Here is a 16,889-nt window from a genome sequence, read left to right on the forward strand (position 1 = left end):
CCGATTACCTGACCAATCCGGTCAAGGTCGAAGTCTCGCCTCCAGGCAAGGCGGCCGACAAGGTGGAGCAATATGTCCACTTCGTCGCCGGCCAGAACCACAAGACCGAAATTCTCAAGGAAACGATTTCCGCCAATCCGGATGGCCGGGCTATCGTCTTCCTGCGCACCAAGCATGGCGCCGAGAAGCTGATGAAGCATCTCGACCACGTCGGCTTTGCCGCTGCTTCTATTCACGGCAACAAGAGCCAGGGTCAGCGCGAACGCGCCCTCAAGGGCTTCCGTGATGGCGACGTCCGCGTCCTCGTCGCAACCGACGTCGCCGCCCGCGGCATCGATATCCCCGGCGTTTCGCATGTCTACAACTTCGATCTGCCCGAGGTTCCCGATGCCTATGTTCACCGTATCGGCCGTACCGCGCGCGCCGGCCGCGACGGCATCGCTATCGCCTTCTGCGCTCCGGATGAAATCCGCCTGCTGCGCGACATCGAGCGCCTGATGGGCATCGAGATTGCCGTTGCCAGCGGCGAGGCTCCGGCCGATCGCGGCCGTCCCGTTCGCGGCAAGGGCCGCGGCGGCCAAGGTAACGGCAATGGCGGTCAGGGCCGAGGCCAGAACGGCCAGGTACGCGAGCGCGGCGAAGGCCGCCCGCAACGTCCGGCCCGCCGTCCATTCTTCGACAAGGAAGGTGGCGAAGCCCGTGGTCAGGCTGGTGAGCGCCAGGAACGCCGCCCGCGCGAAGACCGGCCGCAGCGCGAAAACAACCGCAACGCCGATTTCCGTGGCCAGCGCCGCAACGAGCCGACGCCGCGCCCGGAAGCCGACAACGATCTCGCATCCACCTCGGACTTCCGTCCCGCTCGCAAGCAGCACAGTGGCCAGTCCAACGGCAATGGCGCCTCGCATGAGGGCGGCGCCCATCGCGGACAGCGCCACGCCCACGGCCGCCCCGCAGGCCGCCACAACGAAGAGCGCAACGCCCAGAGCGAACAGCGCAATGGCGGCAACGGCCGCATGCGCCGCCGCGGCAATGGCGGCCAGCGCCGCGAACGAGCCTAATGTAGCGAAAGGGGGCTGATTGGCCCCCTTTTTCTTTCAGGATAACCGAAATCTATTCCGGCACGACAGCCGCCGCGCGCCTGTTGGTCAGATAGACACCGATCACCACAATCACCGTACCGATGATGATCGGCAGCGTCAGCGGCTCGCCGAAGGCGATCGCAGCCTCGATGGCGACCGCCGGCGGCATCAGGTAGATCAGCGATGCGGCGCGCGATACCTGCCCACGGCGGATGAGATAGAGCAGCAGGCCGACGGCGCCCATGGACAGGCCGAAGACCGACCAGAGCATTGCAAGGATCGCCTCATGTGTGCCGTCGAAACGCAGGCCCTCGAAGATGAAGGCGAGCGGCACGGTGACGATCAGTGCGCCGACATATTGCAAGGTCGCGATGGTTCTGAGGTCACCGGTCTGCAGGTGGCGCTTCTGGTAGAGCGTACCGTAAGTCACAGAAACCATGGCCAGCAGATTGACGATGAGCGGCACCGCCGATTGCCAGAGATTGGCCGTATCCGTCGCCAGGAGTTTCGGCGAGATCGCGATGGCAATGCCGAGGAAACCGAGCAGCAAGCCGGTCTTCTGCATCGGCCGCAGCCGCTCGCCGACGAGGAACGGCGCCGCCATCGCGGTCATCAGCGGCTGCAGCGCCGCAATGATGCCGGAAATGCCGGCCGGCACGCCCTCGGCAATCGCCCACCAGAGGCCCGCCAGATAGATGCCGTGCAGGAAAATGCCGGAATAGACGGCTCGAAACACGCTCGACCAGTCGCGCGGCCATCTGGCGCCGGCGATCGAACAGAGCAGCACGAAAGCAAGCGCCGACAGGCTGTAGCGGATCATCAGGAAGGTGAATGGCCCCGCATGCAGCGAGGCATATTTGGCGACGATCCAGCCGGTGGACCAGAGAAAGACGAAAATCGCCGGCGCGAATTTATCGAGGGACATGGAAACGGACCGATATGTATATGGCGTGCCGGATTCAGGGTCGAACTCGGATTGCCGCGCGGAGGGCTGAAGGCTGATAGCCGATGGCGGCTGCGCGGTCAAAATCGATCTGCTGAAAGCAGCAATCAATTTTCCTTCATGGCATGCGAGCTGTCGCAAAAGTTCAGGAAAGCAGATCCGCCACCCCGGCGTTCATGCCGCGAAAGAAGCAGATGCTTAAATTTTGATCCGCACATTGCGACAAGACCCGGCAAACAACGGCCGCATTACTCTTAAATGCCTGTATATGCGGCGTTTTTCGATATTGCGAAATTCGTGATGGCAACTGCGCATAGTTCTTGCATTGTAAAAACCGTTGTATTCAAATGGGTAAAAACACGGGGACCGCACCTTTGGCATTTGATGAAATGATGACTGCGGATGAAAGTCCGCGCGCGCCTTACGAGAAATACTTCGAGTGGTATTCAGGCCAGGACAGGGGCCACCTCATTGCCAAATCCCGCGATGCGGAAACCATCTTCCGAAAGACGGGCATTACCTTCGCGGTCTACGGACACGCAGACTCCTCCGAAAAGCTCATCCCCTTCGATATCATCCCCCGCATCATATCAGGCCGCGAATGGCGCAAGCTCGCCCAGGGCATCGAGCAGCGGGTCATCGCCCTCAACGCCTTCCTCGACGACATCTACCACAAGCAGGAAATCATCCGCGCCGGCCGTATTCCGCGCGAGCTGATCGAAAGGAATGACGCCTTCCTGCCCGAGATGATCGGCTTCCGCCCCCCGGGCGGCGTCTACACCCACATCGTCGGCACCGATATCGTTCGCACCGGCGAGGACCAGTTCTATGTGCTCGAGGATAACGCCCGCACCCCTTCCGGTGTCAGCTACATGCTGGAAAACCGTGAAACGATGATGCAGATGTTTCCGGAGCTGTTCCACCAGAACAAGGTGCAGCGCGTCGAGGACTATCCGCTGCTGCTGCGCCAGAGCCTGGCTTCGCTCGCCCCTCCCGGCTGCAAAGGCAAGCCGCGCGTCGCCGTGCTGACGCCTGGCATCTACAACTCCGCCTATTACGAGCATTCCTTCCTTGCCGACATGATGGGCGTGGAGCTGGTGGAAGGCTCGGATCTGCGCGTCATCGACGGCAGGGTGAAGATGCGCACGACGCGGGGTTATGAGGCAATCGACGTGCTCTATCGCCGCGTCGACGACGATTTCCTCGACCCCCTCACCTTCCGTCCGGATTCCGCACTCGGCATTCCCGGCATCATGGACGTCTACCGCGCCGGCAATATCACCATCGCCAATGCGCCCGGCACCGGCATTTCCGACGACAAGGCGATCTATTCCTATATGCCCGAAATCGTCGAATTCTACACCGGCCGCAAACCGATCCTCGAGAACGTGCCGACGTGGCGCTGTTCGGAACCCGACAGCCTGAAATACGTGCTGGAGAATCTGGCCGATCTCGTCGTCAAGGAAGTCCACGGCTCCGGCGGCTACGGCATGCTCGTCGGACCCACGGCCACCAAGAAGGAGCGGACGGCCTTTGCCGAAAAGCTCAAGGGCAAGCCGAACAACTACATCGCACAGCCGACCCTTTCATTGTCGACCGTGCCGATCCTGGTCAACAAGGGCATCGCGCCGCGGCATGTCGACCTGCGGCCCTACGTCCTCGTCTCCGACAAGGTGCGGATCATTCCCGGCGGATTGACCCGCGTGGCGCTGAAGGAAGGCTCGCTGGTGGTCAATTCCAGCCAGGGCGGCGGCACCAAAGACACCTGGGTTCTGGAGGACTGAACGGACATGCTGGGAAGAACCGCGAACGGCCTCTACTGGATGTTCCGTTACATCGAGCGCGCCGAAAACATAGCCCGCCTCGTCGATGCTGGCCAGCGCATGTCGCTGACCCGCAGCGATGCCGTCGATGACGATTGGGACGGCGTCCTGCAAAGCGCCGGCGTGCGCGAGGCCTATAACGAAGTGCATGGCAAACTGACCGGCGCCGACGCGATCGACTATCTGATGCGCGATCGCTCCAATCCGTCGAGCGTCATGTCCTGTATCGAATATGGCCGCAACAATGCCCGCATGGTGCGCACGGCGCTGACGCGCGATACCTGGGAAGCGACCAACGAATGCTGGATTGAACTGAAATCGCTGCTCGGCAAGAAGCTGAAAACGGCCGAACTGCCCGAAACGATCGACGTCATCAAGCAGCGCGCCGGCTTGATCCGCGGCGCCTTCCATGGCTCCATGCTGCGCAACGAACTCTATAATTTCGCCCGCATCGGCACCTTCATCGAACGTGCCGACAATACGGCCCGCATCCTCGATGTGAAATATTACGTGCTGCTGCCTTCCGTCTCGCATGTCGGCTCGTCGCTCGACAATGCACAGTGGGAATCGATCCTCAGATCGGTTTCGGCGCACCGGGCCTATAAATGGGCCTACGACCCGGAATATAAGCCGGCCAATATTGCCGACTTCCTGATCCTCAATGGGCAGATGCCGCGCTCGCTCGCCTATTGCTACGACAAGATCGTCAGCAACATGGGCTACCTCGGCGCAGAATATGAGAAACGGCTGCCGGCGCACGATACTGCCGAAGATATCCGCAAGTCACTGCAGCGGCTGACGATCAAGCACATCATGGACCAGGGCCTGCATGAGTTCCTCGAAGATTTCGTCGCCCGCAGCAACAAGCTGGGCGCCGAGATTTCCGACGGCTATCGGTTCTACGAATAGGCGGGCGATATCATGAGACTGACGATCAGCCATATCACGGAATACCGCTACGACGAGCCGGCGCAATTCTCCCTGCAGCGGCTTCACCTGACGCCGCCGACCGGCGTCGGGCAGAAGGTCATCGACTGGAAACTGACGGTCGAAGGCGCAAAACCCGAGGTGGAGTATGACGACCAGTTCGGCAACCGCACCACGCTCGTTTCCCTCGACGGACAGCAGGACACGACGAAGATCATCGCGTCAGGCGAAGTCGAAACGCAGGATCTCAACGGCGTTATCGGGCTGCATCAAGGCTTCAGCCCACTCTGGCTTTTCCTGCGGGAATCGCCGCGCACGAAGGCCGGCAGGCTCACGAAGGAGCTGTTGCGCGGCATTTCCGGCGACAATGAACTCAGCAAGATGCACGCACTGATGAAGGCAATCCACGAAACCGTGGAATACAAGCCCGGCACCAGCGACACCGAGACGACGGCGGAACAGGCGCTGGAGGCAAAGAGCGGCGTCTGCCAGGACCATGCCCATATCTTCCTCGCCGGCGCCCGCATATTGCGTATCCCGGCGCGTTACGTTTCCGGCTATCTGATGATGGAAGGCAAGAACGAGCAGGCCGCCACGCATGCATGGGCGGAGGCACATATTCCCGGCCTCGGCTGGGTCGGCTTCGACCCGGCCAACGACGTCTGCCCCGATGCCCGCTACGTTCGCATCGCGACGGGTCTCTGCTATCGTGACGCAGCCCCCGTTTCCGGCATGCGGATCGGCACGCCAGGGGAAACCCTTACCGTGAAGGTGGCAGTTGCGAGCCAGGGGCAAAGTCAGAATCAAAGCCAGAGCTGATGGACCCAATTTATCCTGCGGGGAAAACCTCGACATGGCCCTTATCACCATAATGAAGGATCGCCTGGTCGGCTGTCAGTAGCGGGATACGGTGGAAGCGCGCCGTCGCCACAATGATTCGGTCAGCGGGGTCGGCATGGAACTCCCCCGGCAGGCGCACGCTATCCACGGCAATCTGTGGCTCTATGGGAGCAAGCTGCAAACCAGATAGAGCGAGTGCCGTGTCGAGCCAACGACCAACGTCGTCACCAAGTGCGATGCGTCCCTTCTGTGCGAGCATGGCGATTTCCCAGGGCGTGATCGCCGAGATCAAAATGCGACTGCGCGCCGTGGTTTCATCGATAAGCTGCCGAGCTCCCGCGCTCAGCCGCGGATCGTCATGCATGGCCCAGATCAAAATATGCGTATCGATGACGATCAATGCGTCGCATCCCAATCTTCAGCATCGACAGCAGGTAGGAACGGATCATCATATTGGAGAACACTACCCTTCATCGCGCCGATGATACTAGGGCGATCTGATTTCTCCGGTGCAGGGGTCAACAGAGCGACCGGCCTTCCACGCTTCGTAATGATAATAGGCTCTCCGTCATCGCCCATTTGATCGATCAGGTGAAGGCATTTTGCCTTGAATTCGGCGGCACCGACAGATTTGAGAGACATGGACACTATTCCCGTACAGATGTACATGAAATATGGTCAATTATTATAAAATCGTCAATACGGCTCCGAAATCGCGGTAAAAAAGGGGGCGGAACTCGCGTCCCGCCCCTTTTTTTTCAATTCCCAAATAGGTTTTAGTGGCTGTCGCGGTCGTTCGGGATTTCCGAGCCGCGCGGGCCGACGAGGAAGTCGAGGTCGGCGCCGGTATCGGCCTGCATGACCGACTTCACGTAAAGGCCACCATAGCCGCCGGTGAGCGGCTTGACCGGGGAAACCCAGGCGGCGCGGCGCTTTGCCAGTTCCTCGTCCGAAACCTCCAGCTGGATGGTGCGGGCGGGAACATCGACGGCGATGATGTCGCCGTTCTGGACCAGCGCCAGCGGGCCGCCATCGGCGGCTTCCGGAGCGGTGTGCAGGATGACGGTGCCGTAGGCCGTGCCGGACATGCGCGCATCGGAGATGCGGATCATGTCAGTGATGCCCTTCTTCAGCACCTTCGGCGGCAGGCCCATATTGCCGACTTCGGCCATGCCCGGATAACCCTTCGGGCCGCAGTATTTCAGCACCATGACGCAGTTCTCGTCGATGTCGAGATCGTCACGGTTGATACGGGCGTGGTAGTCTTCGATGCTTTCGAACACGACAGCGCGGCCCTTGTGCTGCATCAGATGCGGCGAAGCGGCCGACGGCTTCAGGACGGCGCCCTTCGGTGCAAGGTTGCCGCGCAGAACGGCAATGCCGCCCGACTGCGTCAGCGCCTTTTCCTTCGGAACGATGACGTCGTCATTGTAGTTGACGACATCCTTAACGCCGGCCCAGATCGTATCGCCTGTGACGGTGATCGCGTCCTTGTGCAGCAGGCCCATTTCGCCGACTGCCTTGATGACGACGGGCAGACCGCCGGCATAATAGAATTCTTCCATCAGATACTTGCCCGACGGCTGCAGGTTGACGATCGTCGGCACTTCCCGGCCGAGACGATCCCAATCGTCCAGAGACAGATCGACGCCAACGCGGCCGGCAAGCGCCAGCAGATGCAGAACGGCATTGGTGGAGCCGCCGACGGCGCCATTGACGCGGATCGCGTTCTCAAAGGCTTCCTTGGTCAGAATGTCTGATGGTTTCAGGTCTTCCTTGACCATGTCGACGATGCGGCGGCCTGACAGTTGCGAGATGACGCGGCGACGCGCATCGACGGCCGGGATGGCGGCGTTGCCGGGCAGCGTCATGCCGAGCGCTTCGGCCATCGATGCCATGGTCGAGGCCGTACCCATGGTCATGCAGCTGCCGGCCGAGCGAGCCATGCCCTGCTCCGCATCCATGAATTCATCCAGCGACATCTCGCCGGACTTCACCATTTCCGAGAACTGCCAGATCGCCGTGCCGGAACCGACATCCTTGCCGCGCCACTTGCCGTTCAGCATCGGGCCGCCGGAAACGAGAATAACCGGAATGTCGACCGAAGCGGCACCCATCAGCAGGCTCGGCGTGGTCTTGTCGCAACCGCCGAGCAATACGACGCCATCGACCGGATTGCCACGGATCGCTTCTTCGACGTCCATGGCAGCGAGATTGCGGAACATCATCGCCGTCGGGCGCAGCGTGCTTTCGCCGACGGAGAAAACCGGAAACTCGACGGGGAAGCCGCCCGCTTCGTAGACGCCGCGCTTCACGCGCTCTGCAAGATCGCGCAGATGCGCGTTGCATGGCGTCAGCTCCGACCAGGTGTTACAGATGCCGATGATCGGACGGCCGTCGAACGTGTCGGCGGGCAGGCCCTGGTTCTTCATCCAGGAGCGATGCATGATCGCGTTCTTGCCGGTGCCGCCGAACCAGTCGTAAGAGCGCAGCTTGCGCGGCCATTCAGCTTTCTTTTTCATAGTCTCGGTACCTTTTGTGTCGCCCGGGCCGCCTCGTTCGCTCCCGAGCCTTGGATTCGATGGTCAGGCGAGCGTGTATGCGGTCTTGACGGTGGTGAAGAATTCGGCGGCGTATTTGCCCTGTTCGCGCGGACCGAAGGACGAGCCCTTGCGGCCGCCGAAGGGCACGTGGAAATCGACACCTGCCGTCGGCAGATTGACCATGACCATGCCGGCTTCCGCATTGCGCTTGAAATGCGTTGCATGCTTCAGGCTCGTCGTGGCAATGCCGGAGGACAGGCCGAACGGCGTGTCGTTGGCCGTTGCCAGCGCCTCTTCGTAATCCTTGACGCGGATGACGGAGGCAACCGGCCCGAAGATCTCTTCGCGGCTAATGCGCATCTGGTTCGTCGCCTCGGTAAACAGCGTCGGCTGCAGATAGAAGCCGGGTGTGTCGCGGCTGACGAGTTCGCCGCCGAAGGCAAGCTTGGCGCCCTCCTGCTTGCCGATCTCGATATAGTCGGTATCCGTCTTCAGCTGCTTGGCATCGACGACTGGGCCGATATGCGTGCCGGACTTGATGGCGTTGTCGACGTTCAGCGTCTTCAGCTTCTCCGTCAACGCCGCCACGAACTTATCGTGAATACCTTCGGTGACGATCAGGCGCGACGAGGCCGTGCAGCGCTGGCCGGTCGAGAAGAAGGCGGAATTGGCAGCCGCTTCGACGGCAACCGTAAGATCGGCATCGTCAAGCACGACCATCGGGTTCTTGCCGCCCATTTCGAGCTGATACTTGCGGCCATGCTCGACGGAAGAAAGTGCCACGCGCTTGCCGGTGCCGACCGAGCCGGTAAAGGTGATGCCGGAAAGAACCGGGCTGTCGAGCATCGCCTGGCCGACCACCGAGCCCTTGCCCATGACGAGGTTCAGCACGCCCTTCGGAAGGCCGGCGCGGTGAAGGATATCGACGATCGCCCAGGAGCAGCCGGGCACGAGATCGGCCGGCTTGAAGACGACGGTGTTGCCGTAGCAGAGCGCCGGGGCGATCTTCCAGGCCGGAATGGCGATCGGGAAGTTCCAGGGCGTGATGATGCCGATGACGCCGAGCGGCTCGCGCGTGATCTCGACGCCGATGTTCGGGCGCACCGAAGGCACCACCTCGCCCGCCAGACGCAGTGCCTCGCCAGCGAAGAATTCGAAGATCTGCGCGGCTCGGATCGTCTCGCCGGTCGCTTCCGGAAGCGTCTTGCCTTCTTCACGGGCGAGCAGTGCGCCGAGCTCGTCCTTACGGGCCAGAATCTCGTCGCCGGCCTTCTTCAGGATCGTATGGCGCTCCAGAATGCCGGAACGGGACCAGGCCGGAAAAGCGGCCTTGGCGGCAGCGATCGCGTCCGCGACATCCTGCGCGCTTGCGCTCGCATAGAGGCCGACGACCTCGTTCGTATCCGACGGGTTGATGTTCTCGGTGCCGTTCGTCCCCGTCCATTCTCCGGCGATCAAGTTCTGATGAATGGTCATGGCGTCATGCCTTCCTGGATCGTATTGAACATGCCCGGCCGATCCCTTGCGGCCGGGCTCGATGCATTACAGCTGGCGAACAGCCACGTCTTCCTCGGCAGCAACTGCGAGCGGATTGCGCAGCGGCAGGCCGAATTCGCCAACTTCGATTTCGAAGACGTCGCCGGCTTCCGGCTTGATCCCTTCAGCGAAAGAAAGCGTCGCCGTGCCGAACATATGCACGTGCACATCGCCCGGAACGCGGAAGAGGCCGTACTTGAAGTGATGATATTCAAGGTTGGCAAAGGTGTGCGACATGTTCGCCTCTCCGGACAGGAAGGGCTTTTCGAAGATCACCTTGTCGCCGCGCTTGATGCGGGACGTGCCGCGAATATCGTCCGGTGCTGCGCCAATGCGGATTTCCGGCCCGAAGCTTGCCGGACGCAGCTTGGAATGCGCGAGATAGAGATAGTTGATCCGCTCGGTGACGTGATCGGAAAATTCGTTCGAGAGCGCAAAGCCTATGCGGAATGGCGTGCCGTCCTTGGCGATGACGTAGATGCCGGCCATTTCGGGCTCTTCGCCGCCGTCGAGCGCGAAGGACGGAGACACGAGCGCAGCACCCGGAGCCGCAGCGCCGTAGCCGTTGCCCTTGTAGAACCATTCCGGCTGAACGCCCTTTTCGCCGGCTTTCGGCTTCCCGCCCTCGATGCCCATCCTGAACATCTTCATGGAGTCGGTCAGTGTCTCTTCAGCAGCTTCTGTCGTCTTCTTGTGCATGGAATCGCGCGTGGCAGCCGAGCCGAGATGCGTCAGGCCTGTACCGGTCAGGTGCAGGTGCGCTGCGTCGGGATGCGTGATCGGCGGCAGGAAACGCCCTTCGGCATAGGCCTTGTCGAGGTCGACAGTTTCGCCGAGACCATGTGCCTCGATGACCGATACAAGCGATTTGCCGCTGTCTGCCGCTTCCAGCGCAAGCTTATAGACGCTGCCGCCATTTACGACCGCCTTGGCGGCTTCGCCAGGCCCATTGCGGACCGCTACGACGATCTCGCCGTTCGAACCCTTGATCTGCGAGATGAGCATGTCTTTCATCCTTTCCTAACAGACAGAGATCGGATACGCTTTACCGTTCCGGCTCTCGCTGAGAGCCGGACTCTGTCATGGATTTGGTTTTAAAAGTCTCGGTCGATCGCCTGGGCGATCAACCCTTGTTCTTGTTGTAGACGTCGATGAACACGGCAGCGAGCAGCACCGCACCCTTGATCATCTTCTGGGAGTCCGTCTGATAGCCGAGGATCGACATGCCCTGGTTCAAGACACCCATGATCAAGGCGCCGATAACAGCACCCGTCACCTTGCCGACACCGCCGGAGGCCGAAGCGCCGCCGATGAAGCAGGCCGCGATGACGTCGAGTTCGAGGCCATCGCCGCCCTTTGCGGTGGCCGAGTTCAGGCGCGTGGCGATGATGATGCCGGCGATGCTCGCCAGGATGCCCATGTTGATGAATGTGTAGAAGGTCAGCTTTCGCGTATCGATACCCGAAAGCTTCGTCGCCTTTTCATTGCCGCCCATGGCATAGATGCGGCGGCCGATCGTCGTGCGCTGCGTGGCGAAACCGTAGAGGGCGATCAGCAGCAGCATGAGAACCAGAACGTTCGGCAGTCCTCTGTAGGAAGATATCTGGTAGCCGATGAAAATGGTCGCGGCGGCGATTACAAGATTCTGGCCGATAAAGAAGCTGAAAGGCTCGACATCGATGCCATGTTTCTCGTTCACGCTGCGACCGCGCCATGCGAGGAGGAACATCACAATCGGGATGGCAATGGTCAGGAAGATCGATGTCGAATGGATGCCGCCTATGTCCATGAAATCGGGAAGGAAGCCGGTCGCGACGATCTGGAACGCCGGCGGGAACGGGCCGATACTGCTGCCGTTGCCCGTCGTGTTGATGATGGCATAGGTCAGGCCGCGGAAGACCAGCATGCCGGAAAGCGTGACGATAAACGACGGAATGCGATGATAGGCGATGAAATATCCGTGCCAGGCGCCGACCGCGGCCCCCATCAGAAGACAAATGACCGTCGCGAGCGCCAGGTTCATATGCATCTGCACGACCAATACGCCTGCAACCGCGCCAACGAAGCCGACCACGGAACCGACCGACAGGTCGATGTGACCGGCAACGATGACAAGCAGCATGCCGAGCGCCATGATGACGATGAACGAATTCTGCAGCACGATGTTGGTCAGGTTTTGCGGCCTGAACAGAACGCCGTTCGTAAGATATTGAAACAGCAGCATGATGACGACGAGCGCGATCAACATTCCGTATTCGCGGATGTTGTTGCGGATATGGTCGCCGATCGAAACGACGTGGCTGGTTTCCGTGGCTGGGCTGGCCGAACTCATTGTAGCTTCTCCCCTGAGCGCATGATAGCGCGCATGATACTCTCCTGGCTTGCCTCTGCCTTCGGCAGTTCGGCAACGATTCGACCTTCATTCATGACGTAGATGCGGTCGCAGGTACCGAGAAGCTCCGGCATTTCCGATGAGATCATCAGAACGCCCTTTCCGTCGGCGGCAAGCTGGTTGATGATGGAATAGATTTCATATTTGGCGCCGACGTCGATGCCGCGTGTCGGCTCGTCGAGGATCAGGACGTCCGGATCTGAGAACAGCCACTTCGACAGCACCACCTTCTGCTGGTTGCCGCCGGACAGGTTGCCCGCTTCCTGGAAAACGCCGGACGAACGGATGCGCAGTTTGCCGCGATAGTTCGTCGCCACCTGCAGCTCGCGTACGTCATCGATGACGGTCGCCCTGGAGACACCCATCAGATTGGCGAGCGTCGTATTGTGCAGGATGCTGTTCGAAAGCACGAGACCGAGCTGCTTGCGGTCTTCGGTCACATAGGCGAGACCGGCATCGATCGCCTTGCGCACCGTGCTGGTATCGACCGGCTTGCCTTCGACGAAGACTTCGCCGCTGATCTTGTGGCCGTAGGATTTGCCGAAGACGCTCATGGCGAATTCGGTACGTCCCGCGCCCATCAGGCCGGCAATGCCGACCACTTCGCCCTTGCGCACATTGACGTTGATGTTGTGCAGGACCTGGCGATCGCGATGCTGCTGATGGAAAGCGTTCCAGTTCTTCACTTCGAAGATCGTCTCGCCGATCGGAACCGAACGCGGCGGATAGCGATCCGCCAGCTCACGGCCGACCATGTTGCGGATGATGATGTCCTCGCTGACCTCCTCTTCGTGACAGTTCAGCGTCTTTACCGTCATGCCGTCGCGCAGCACGGTGATCTGGTCGGCCACCTTGCGCACTTCGTTGAGCTTGTGCGTGATGATGATCGACGTGATGCCCTGGTTGCGGAATTCCATGAGGAGGTTGAGAAGCGCATCGGAATCGCTTTCGTTGAGCGATGCCGTCGGTTCGTCGAGAATGAGCAGCTTGACGCTCTTCGACAGAGCCTTGGCAATCTCGACGAGCTGCTGCTTGCCGACGCCGATGTCGGTCACGAGCGTATTCGGCGATTCCTTGAGGCCCACCTTGGAAAGAAGCCTCTTGGTGCGGGTGAAGGTTTCCTGCCAATTGATCATGCCATTGGCAACGACCTCGTTACCCAGGAAAATATTCTCGGCGATCGACAGAAGCGGAACGAGCGCCAGCTCCTGATGGATGATGATGATGCCGATATCTTCGGAGTCCCTGATCGTCTTGAACTGACGGACCGCGCCATCGTAAAGGATGTCGCCTTCGTAGGTACCGGCGGGATAAACGCCGGAGAGAACCTTCATCAGGGTCGACTTGCCGGCCCCGTTTTCGCCGACCAAGGCATGTATCTCGCCCTGACGAACCTTCAGATTGACATTTTCCAAAGCGTTCACACCGGGGAACGACTTGGTGATGTTCTGCATTTCGAGAATGGTATCGTCCATAGTCCAAATCCAACGCCGCGATCGAACATAGCAGACCGCGCGATCGTCTTAAATATCAAAGCCAGGGCTCGCATTTCGGCGAGCCCTGACCGCTATATCGGCAGATTACTTCAGCTGGTCAGCCTTGTAGTAGCCGCCCTCGACGAGGACCTTCTCGTAGTTGGTCTTGTCGACTGCGACCGGGGTCAGCAGATAGGACGGAACAACCTTGACGCCGTTGTCGTAGGTCTTGGTGTCGTTGACCTCAGGCGTCTTGCCTTCCATCAGAGCGTTGACCATGCCGACGGTGACCTTGGCGAGGTCACGGGTGTCCTTGAAGATCGTCGAATGCTGTTCGCCGGCGATGATCGACTTGACCGACGGAATTTCGGAGTCCTGGCCGGTCACGACCGGGAGCTTCACGCCGCCGGAACCGTAGCCGACGCCCTTGAGCGAGGAGAGGATACCGATCGACAGGCCGTCATACGGAGACAGAACGGCATCGACATGGGAGTCGGTGTAGTAAGCCGACAGCAGGTTATCCATACGAGCCTGGGCCGTTGCCGGGTCCCAACGCAGCGTACCGACCTTGTCCATGCCCATCTGGCCGGACTTCACGACCAGCTTGCCGCTGTCGATGTAGGGCTTCAGGACCGACATTGCGCCGTCATAGAAGAAGAAGGCGTTGTTGTCGTCCGGAGAACCGCCGAACAGCTCGATATTGAACGGACCCTTGCCATCCTTGAGGCCGAGAGCGTCGACGATCGAGTTTGCCTGCAGGACGCCGACCTTGAAGTTGTCGAAAGTCGCATAGTAGTCGACGTTCGGGCTGTTGCGGATCAGGCGGTCATAGGCGATGACCTTGATGCCGGCATCGTGAGCCTTCTGCAGGACGTCGGACAGCGTGGTGCCGTCGATCGAAGCGATGACGAGGACCTTGTCGCCCTTGGTGACCATGTTCTCGATCTGCGAGAGCTGGTTCGGGATGTCGTCGTCGCCATATTGAAGGTCGGTGCCGTAACCGGCAGCCTGGAGCTGCTTGACGATGTTGTTGCCGTCGTCGATCCAGCGAGCCGAAGCCTTGGTCGGCATGGCGATGCCTACCGTACCCTTGTCCGCCGCGAAGGCAGGTACCACCAGCGTAGCGACGCCGAACGCAGCGCCGGCCATCAATGAGATAATGGATTTCATTACTCTCTCCCTTGTTGATAAATGCGGCGGACAAAAAATGCCCGCCCGAAACTGCGGCAGGTTCCGTAGAAGGAATGGTTTACTTCTAATTGTGAGAAACGAAGTAGGTCTCCTCCACGCTCTCACGGTTTATGAGCTGTACCCAGCGCACGATCGGCAAACTCGTACGATTTCGTATAACTGTCAAATAGAATAACTGGCTAAACATATACCAAGTTTGATATAATGTTAAAAAATAGTACTTTTTTGCCGGCGAAGGGGAAAATTGGCCATTATGGAGAAAATATATAACGATTATTTGAGCGACGGCATTGAGATTCATTCCGACAATTTTCGCGACGATGCGTTGTTGAAAGCCGGTTTGAAGCTCAATCACCTGCGCATGATCGTCACGATCGAGGATCACGGGCAAATTTCCGCGGCCGCTGAGTCCATGAACATGTCACAACCTGCGGCTTCACGCATGCTCTCAGAAATGGAGTCGATTGTCAAAAGCCCGCTTTACGAGCGTGTCGCCCGCGGCGTGGTGCTTACGCCGTTCGGGCTGGCATTGGCTAAACGGGCGCGCAAGATCCTGCTCGAATTGCGCGAAGCGGGACGAGAGCTCGGCGCACTGCGTACCGGCAAGGGCGGCTCCGTTTTCCTGGGGGCGGTGACGGCGCCGGCGATCAGCCTCGTGGTGCCGGCAATCCAGCGCGTGACGCGCAGCTATCCCGGCATCGAAATCAATATCGAGGTCGAGAACAGCAATGTTCTCGCGCGCGAACTGCTGGCAGCCCGCCACGATTTCATCATCAGCCGCGTTCCCGACGATCTGGATCCACGCCTGTTTACGACGCATGAGATCGGCGTCGAAAAGGCCTGCCTCGTCGTCCGCAACGGCCATCCGCTGCTCGAAAAAGGCGTTGCCGGCCTTCATGATCTGGCCGGTTACGATTGGGTCTTCCAGCCGCCCGGGACATTGCTGCGGCGGAAGGTGGAGGATATTTTCCTCGCCGCCGGCGTGCCCCTGCCGGAAAACATCGTCAATACCTCGTCGCTGCTGCTCACGCTGGCGGTGATCTGCAAGACGGATGCGATCGCGCCGATTGCCCTCGACATGGCGCAATTCGTCTGCGGGCAGACATCGCAGGCAGGCGAATCCAGCATCCTGCCGATCGATTTCGATATCGACGTCAGACCCTACAGCCTCATCACCGCCCGCGAACGCGCCATGCCCCCGAGCGCGAGGCTGCTGCACGACATGATTCTGGAAGAAAGCAGGAATCTTTCGCTGACATAGGCCTCCGGCCCAATGCTCATAAGCCCCGCGCCAACTTCCGCCCTTATGAAGCCTGGCGTGGAGGCCCGCATGCTCGTCAGGCAATCATTGTTCCAATCCGTGCTCGAACGCCTCGATACGGAAGAAGACGCTTCGCAAAGGGAAGAGGCTGCGCATCGTATCCGCGGGCTGAACGTCAGCTTTGCCGCAACCGTCCTCGGCGGCGAAACGCCTGTGGCACACCGGCCGGACGAAGCTTACCGCGACAATCTTGGCGACCCGGTCATTCAGCCGGAACCGGAGCCCGAACGCATACGGCAAGAGCCGGAGCCGCCGGCCATGCCCGAACATCTGGCACGGACATCACGGGAAGAGGTCGCCGCCGAGCTGGCGATCACCTCCGACCATACGCGCGAAGCGCTGCAGGAAAAGCGCCGCAGCTTCGCAAAAGCCAACCATCCCGACAGCGTAGCGGCCCTCTTCCGCGAACAGGCGACAACTCGCATGACGCTCGCCAATCAGCTGATCGACGAAGCCATACGCCGCCTCAAGCGATGATCACGTCTTGTCGTCCGGCGGCGCCGCCCTCTCATCCGCATCATCCTGCGGCGGAGCCTCGACCTTTGCCGCGGGCGGTTGCGGCTTGAAATTCAAGAGCAGCATCCAGGCCGAGTAGGCGCCGAGCGCGCCGGAAAGCATCGCCCAGAACGGCTGCGAGCCGAGGGTCTCGACGGCAGCCCAGCCAAAACAGACGGCCACGATGAGGATGCGCACCCAAAGCGGCTTATAAACGGGATGGCTGGGATCGATCAGTTGCATGGGTTTCTTTTGCCTATTCAAGAAGACATGTCTTTAGCGCATCATCGGGAAAATTGTGAAGTCGTCTGCATAAAATAAGGT

16 protein-coding genes are annotated in these 16,889 nt (G+C 60.2%); 6 read left to right on the forward strand and 10 right to left on the reverse strand.

Translation table 11 applies throughout. The features are described 5' to 3' along the window. Positions 1-1,058, forward strand: a 1,058-nt coding sequence (locus tag Q4Q11_RS25545) for a helicase-related protein (RefSeq protein ID WP_498571243.1), incomplete at its 5' end; no start/stop codon positions are given. Between the two features lie 52 nt (positions 1,059-1,110). Here the strand turns inward: Q4Q11_RS25545 and Q4Q11_RS25550 are convergent. Next, on the reverse strand, positions 1,111-2,004 hold the full coding sequence (locus Q4Q11_RS25550) for a DMT family transporter (protein ID WP_113217389.1): 894 nt from the start codon (positions 2,002-2,004) through the stop codon (positions 1,111-1,113). Positions 2,005-2,396: 392 nt separating this feature from the next. Between Q4Q11_RS25550 and Q4Q11_RS25555 the strand changes: the two genes are divergently transcribed. The 3 genes from Q4Q11_RS25555 to Q4Q11_RS25565 are packed head-to-tail and all read left to right on the forward strand — an operon-like array spanning position 2,397 to position 5,591. Then, positions 2,397-3,806 carry a circularly permuted type 2 ATP-grasp protein gene (locus Q4Q11_RS25555; protein ID WP_113217351.1) on the forward strand — a complete coding sequence of 470 codons (1,410 nt, stop codon included), beginning with the start codon at positions 2,397-2,399 and terminating at the stop codon, positions 3,804-3,806. 6 nt (positions 3,807-3,812) lie between these two features. Further along, positions 3,813-4,754 carry an alpha-E domain-containing protein gene (locus tag Q4Q11_RS25560; RefSeq protein WP_112505484.1) on the forward strand — a complete coding sequence of 314 codons (942 nt, stop codon included), beginning with the start codon at positions 3,813-3,815 and terminating at the stop codon, positions 4,752-4,754. 12 nt (positions 4,755-4,766) lie between these two features. Continuing rightward, entirely contained in the window at positions 4,767-5,591 is an 825-nt protein-coding gene (locus Q4Q11_RS25565) for a transglutaminase-like domain-containing protein (RefSeq protein WP_113217352.1), read from the forward strand. Between the two features lie 10 nt (positions 5,592-5,601). Here Q4Q11_RS25565 and Q4Q11_RS25570 read toward each other — a convergent pair whose 3' ends face one another. From Q4Q11_RS25570 to chvE, 8 genes are all read right to left on the reverse strand, one after another. Beyond that, complete coding sequence (locus Q4Q11_RS25570) at positions 5,602-6,012, reverse strand: type II toxin-antitoxin system VapC family toxin (RefSeq protein ID WP_112505489.1); 411 nt, start codon at positions 6,010-6,012, stop codon at positions 5,602-5,604. Continuing rightward, entirely contained in the window at positions 6,009-6,254 is a 246-nt protein-coding gene (locus Q4Q11_RS25575; protein WP_112505491.1) for a type II toxin-antitoxin system prevent-host-death family antitoxin, read from the reverse strand. The genes Q4Q11_RS25570 and Q4Q11_RS25575 overlap by 4 nt, the downstream gene beginning before the upstream one ends. A 134-nt stretch (positions 6,255-6,388) precedes the next feature. Beyond that, on the reverse strand, positions 6,389-8,134 hold the full coding sequence (gene araD, locus Q4Q11_RS25580; RefSeq protein WP_113217353.1) for an L-arabinonate dehydratase: 1,746 nt from the start codon (positions 8,132-8,134) through the stop codon (positions 6,389-6,391). A gap of 63 nt (positions 8,135-8,197) precedes the next feature. Next, entirely contained in the window at positions 8,198-9,631 is a 1,434-nt protein-coding gene (locus tag Q4Q11_RS25585; protein ID WP_113217354.1) for an aldehyde dehydrogenase family protein, read from the reverse strand. A 66-nt stretch (positions 9,632-9,697) separates the two neighbouring features. Continuing rightward, on the reverse strand, positions 9,698-10,696 hold the full coding sequence (gene araD1, locus Q4Q11_RS25590) for an AraD1 family protein (RefSeq protein WP_113223568.1): 999 nt from the start codon (positions 10,694-10,696) through the stop codon (positions 9,698-9,700). A gap of 118 nt (positions 10,697-10,814) precedes the next feature. Beyond that, positions 10,815-12,023: a multiple monosaccharide ABC transporter permease gene (mmsB, locus tag Q4Q11_RS25595; RefSeq protein ID WP_112505497.1), complete on the reverse strand. Its 1,209-nt coding sequence runs from the start codon at positions 12,021-12,023 to the stop codon at positions 10,815-10,817. Beyond that, the gene (gene mmsA, locus Q4Q11_RS25600; RefSeq protein ID WP_112505499.1) at positions 12,020-13,558 is read right to left on the reverse strand and encodes a multiple monosaccharide ABC transporter ATP-binding protein; all 1,539 of its coding nucleotides are present in this window, start codon (positions 13,556-13,558) and stop codon (positions 12,020-12,022) included. Before mmsA ends, mmsB begins: the two co-directional genes overlap by 4 nt. 105 nt (positions 13,559-13,663) lie before the next feature. Further along, complete coding sequence (gene chvE, locus Q4Q11_RS25605; RefSeq protein WP_113217355.1) at positions 13,664-14,728, reverse strand: multiple monosaccharide ABC transporter substrate-binding protein; 1,065 nt, start codon at positions 14,726-14,728, stop codon at positions 13,664-13,666. A gap of 274 nt (positions 14,729-15,002) precedes the next feature. Between chvE and Q4Q11_RS25610 the strand changes: the two genes are divergently transcribed. Together Q4Q11_RS25610 and Q4Q11_RS25615 are read left to right on the forward strand one after the other, a co-directional pair. After that, positions 15,003-16,010 (forward strand): LysR family transcriptional regulator, encoded by a 1,008-nt coding sequence (locus tag Q4Q11_RS25610; RefSeq protein ID WP_498571244.1) that lies wholly within the window; start codon positions 15,003-15,005, stop codon positions 16,008-16,010. Positions 16,011-16,079: 69 nt separating this feature from the next. Further along, positions 16,080-16,547, forward strand: coding sequence for a hypothetical protein (locus tag Q4Q11_RS25615; RefSeq protein ID WP_498571245.1), 468 nt, complete (start codon positions 16,080-16,082; stop codon positions 16,545-16,547). On the opposite strand, the gene Q4Q11_RS25620 is transcribed toward Q4Q11_RS25615, so the two are convergent. Continuing rightward, positions 16,548-16,808, reverse strand: a complete 261-nt coding sequence (locus Q4Q11_RS25620; RefSeq protein ID WP_113337129.1) for a hypothetical protein — start codon at positions 16,806-16,808, stop codon at positions 16,548-16,550. Positions 16,809-16,889: the final 81 nt, after the last annotated feature.

The organism is Rhizobium sp. UFLA01-1127 (genome assembly GCF_059803845.1).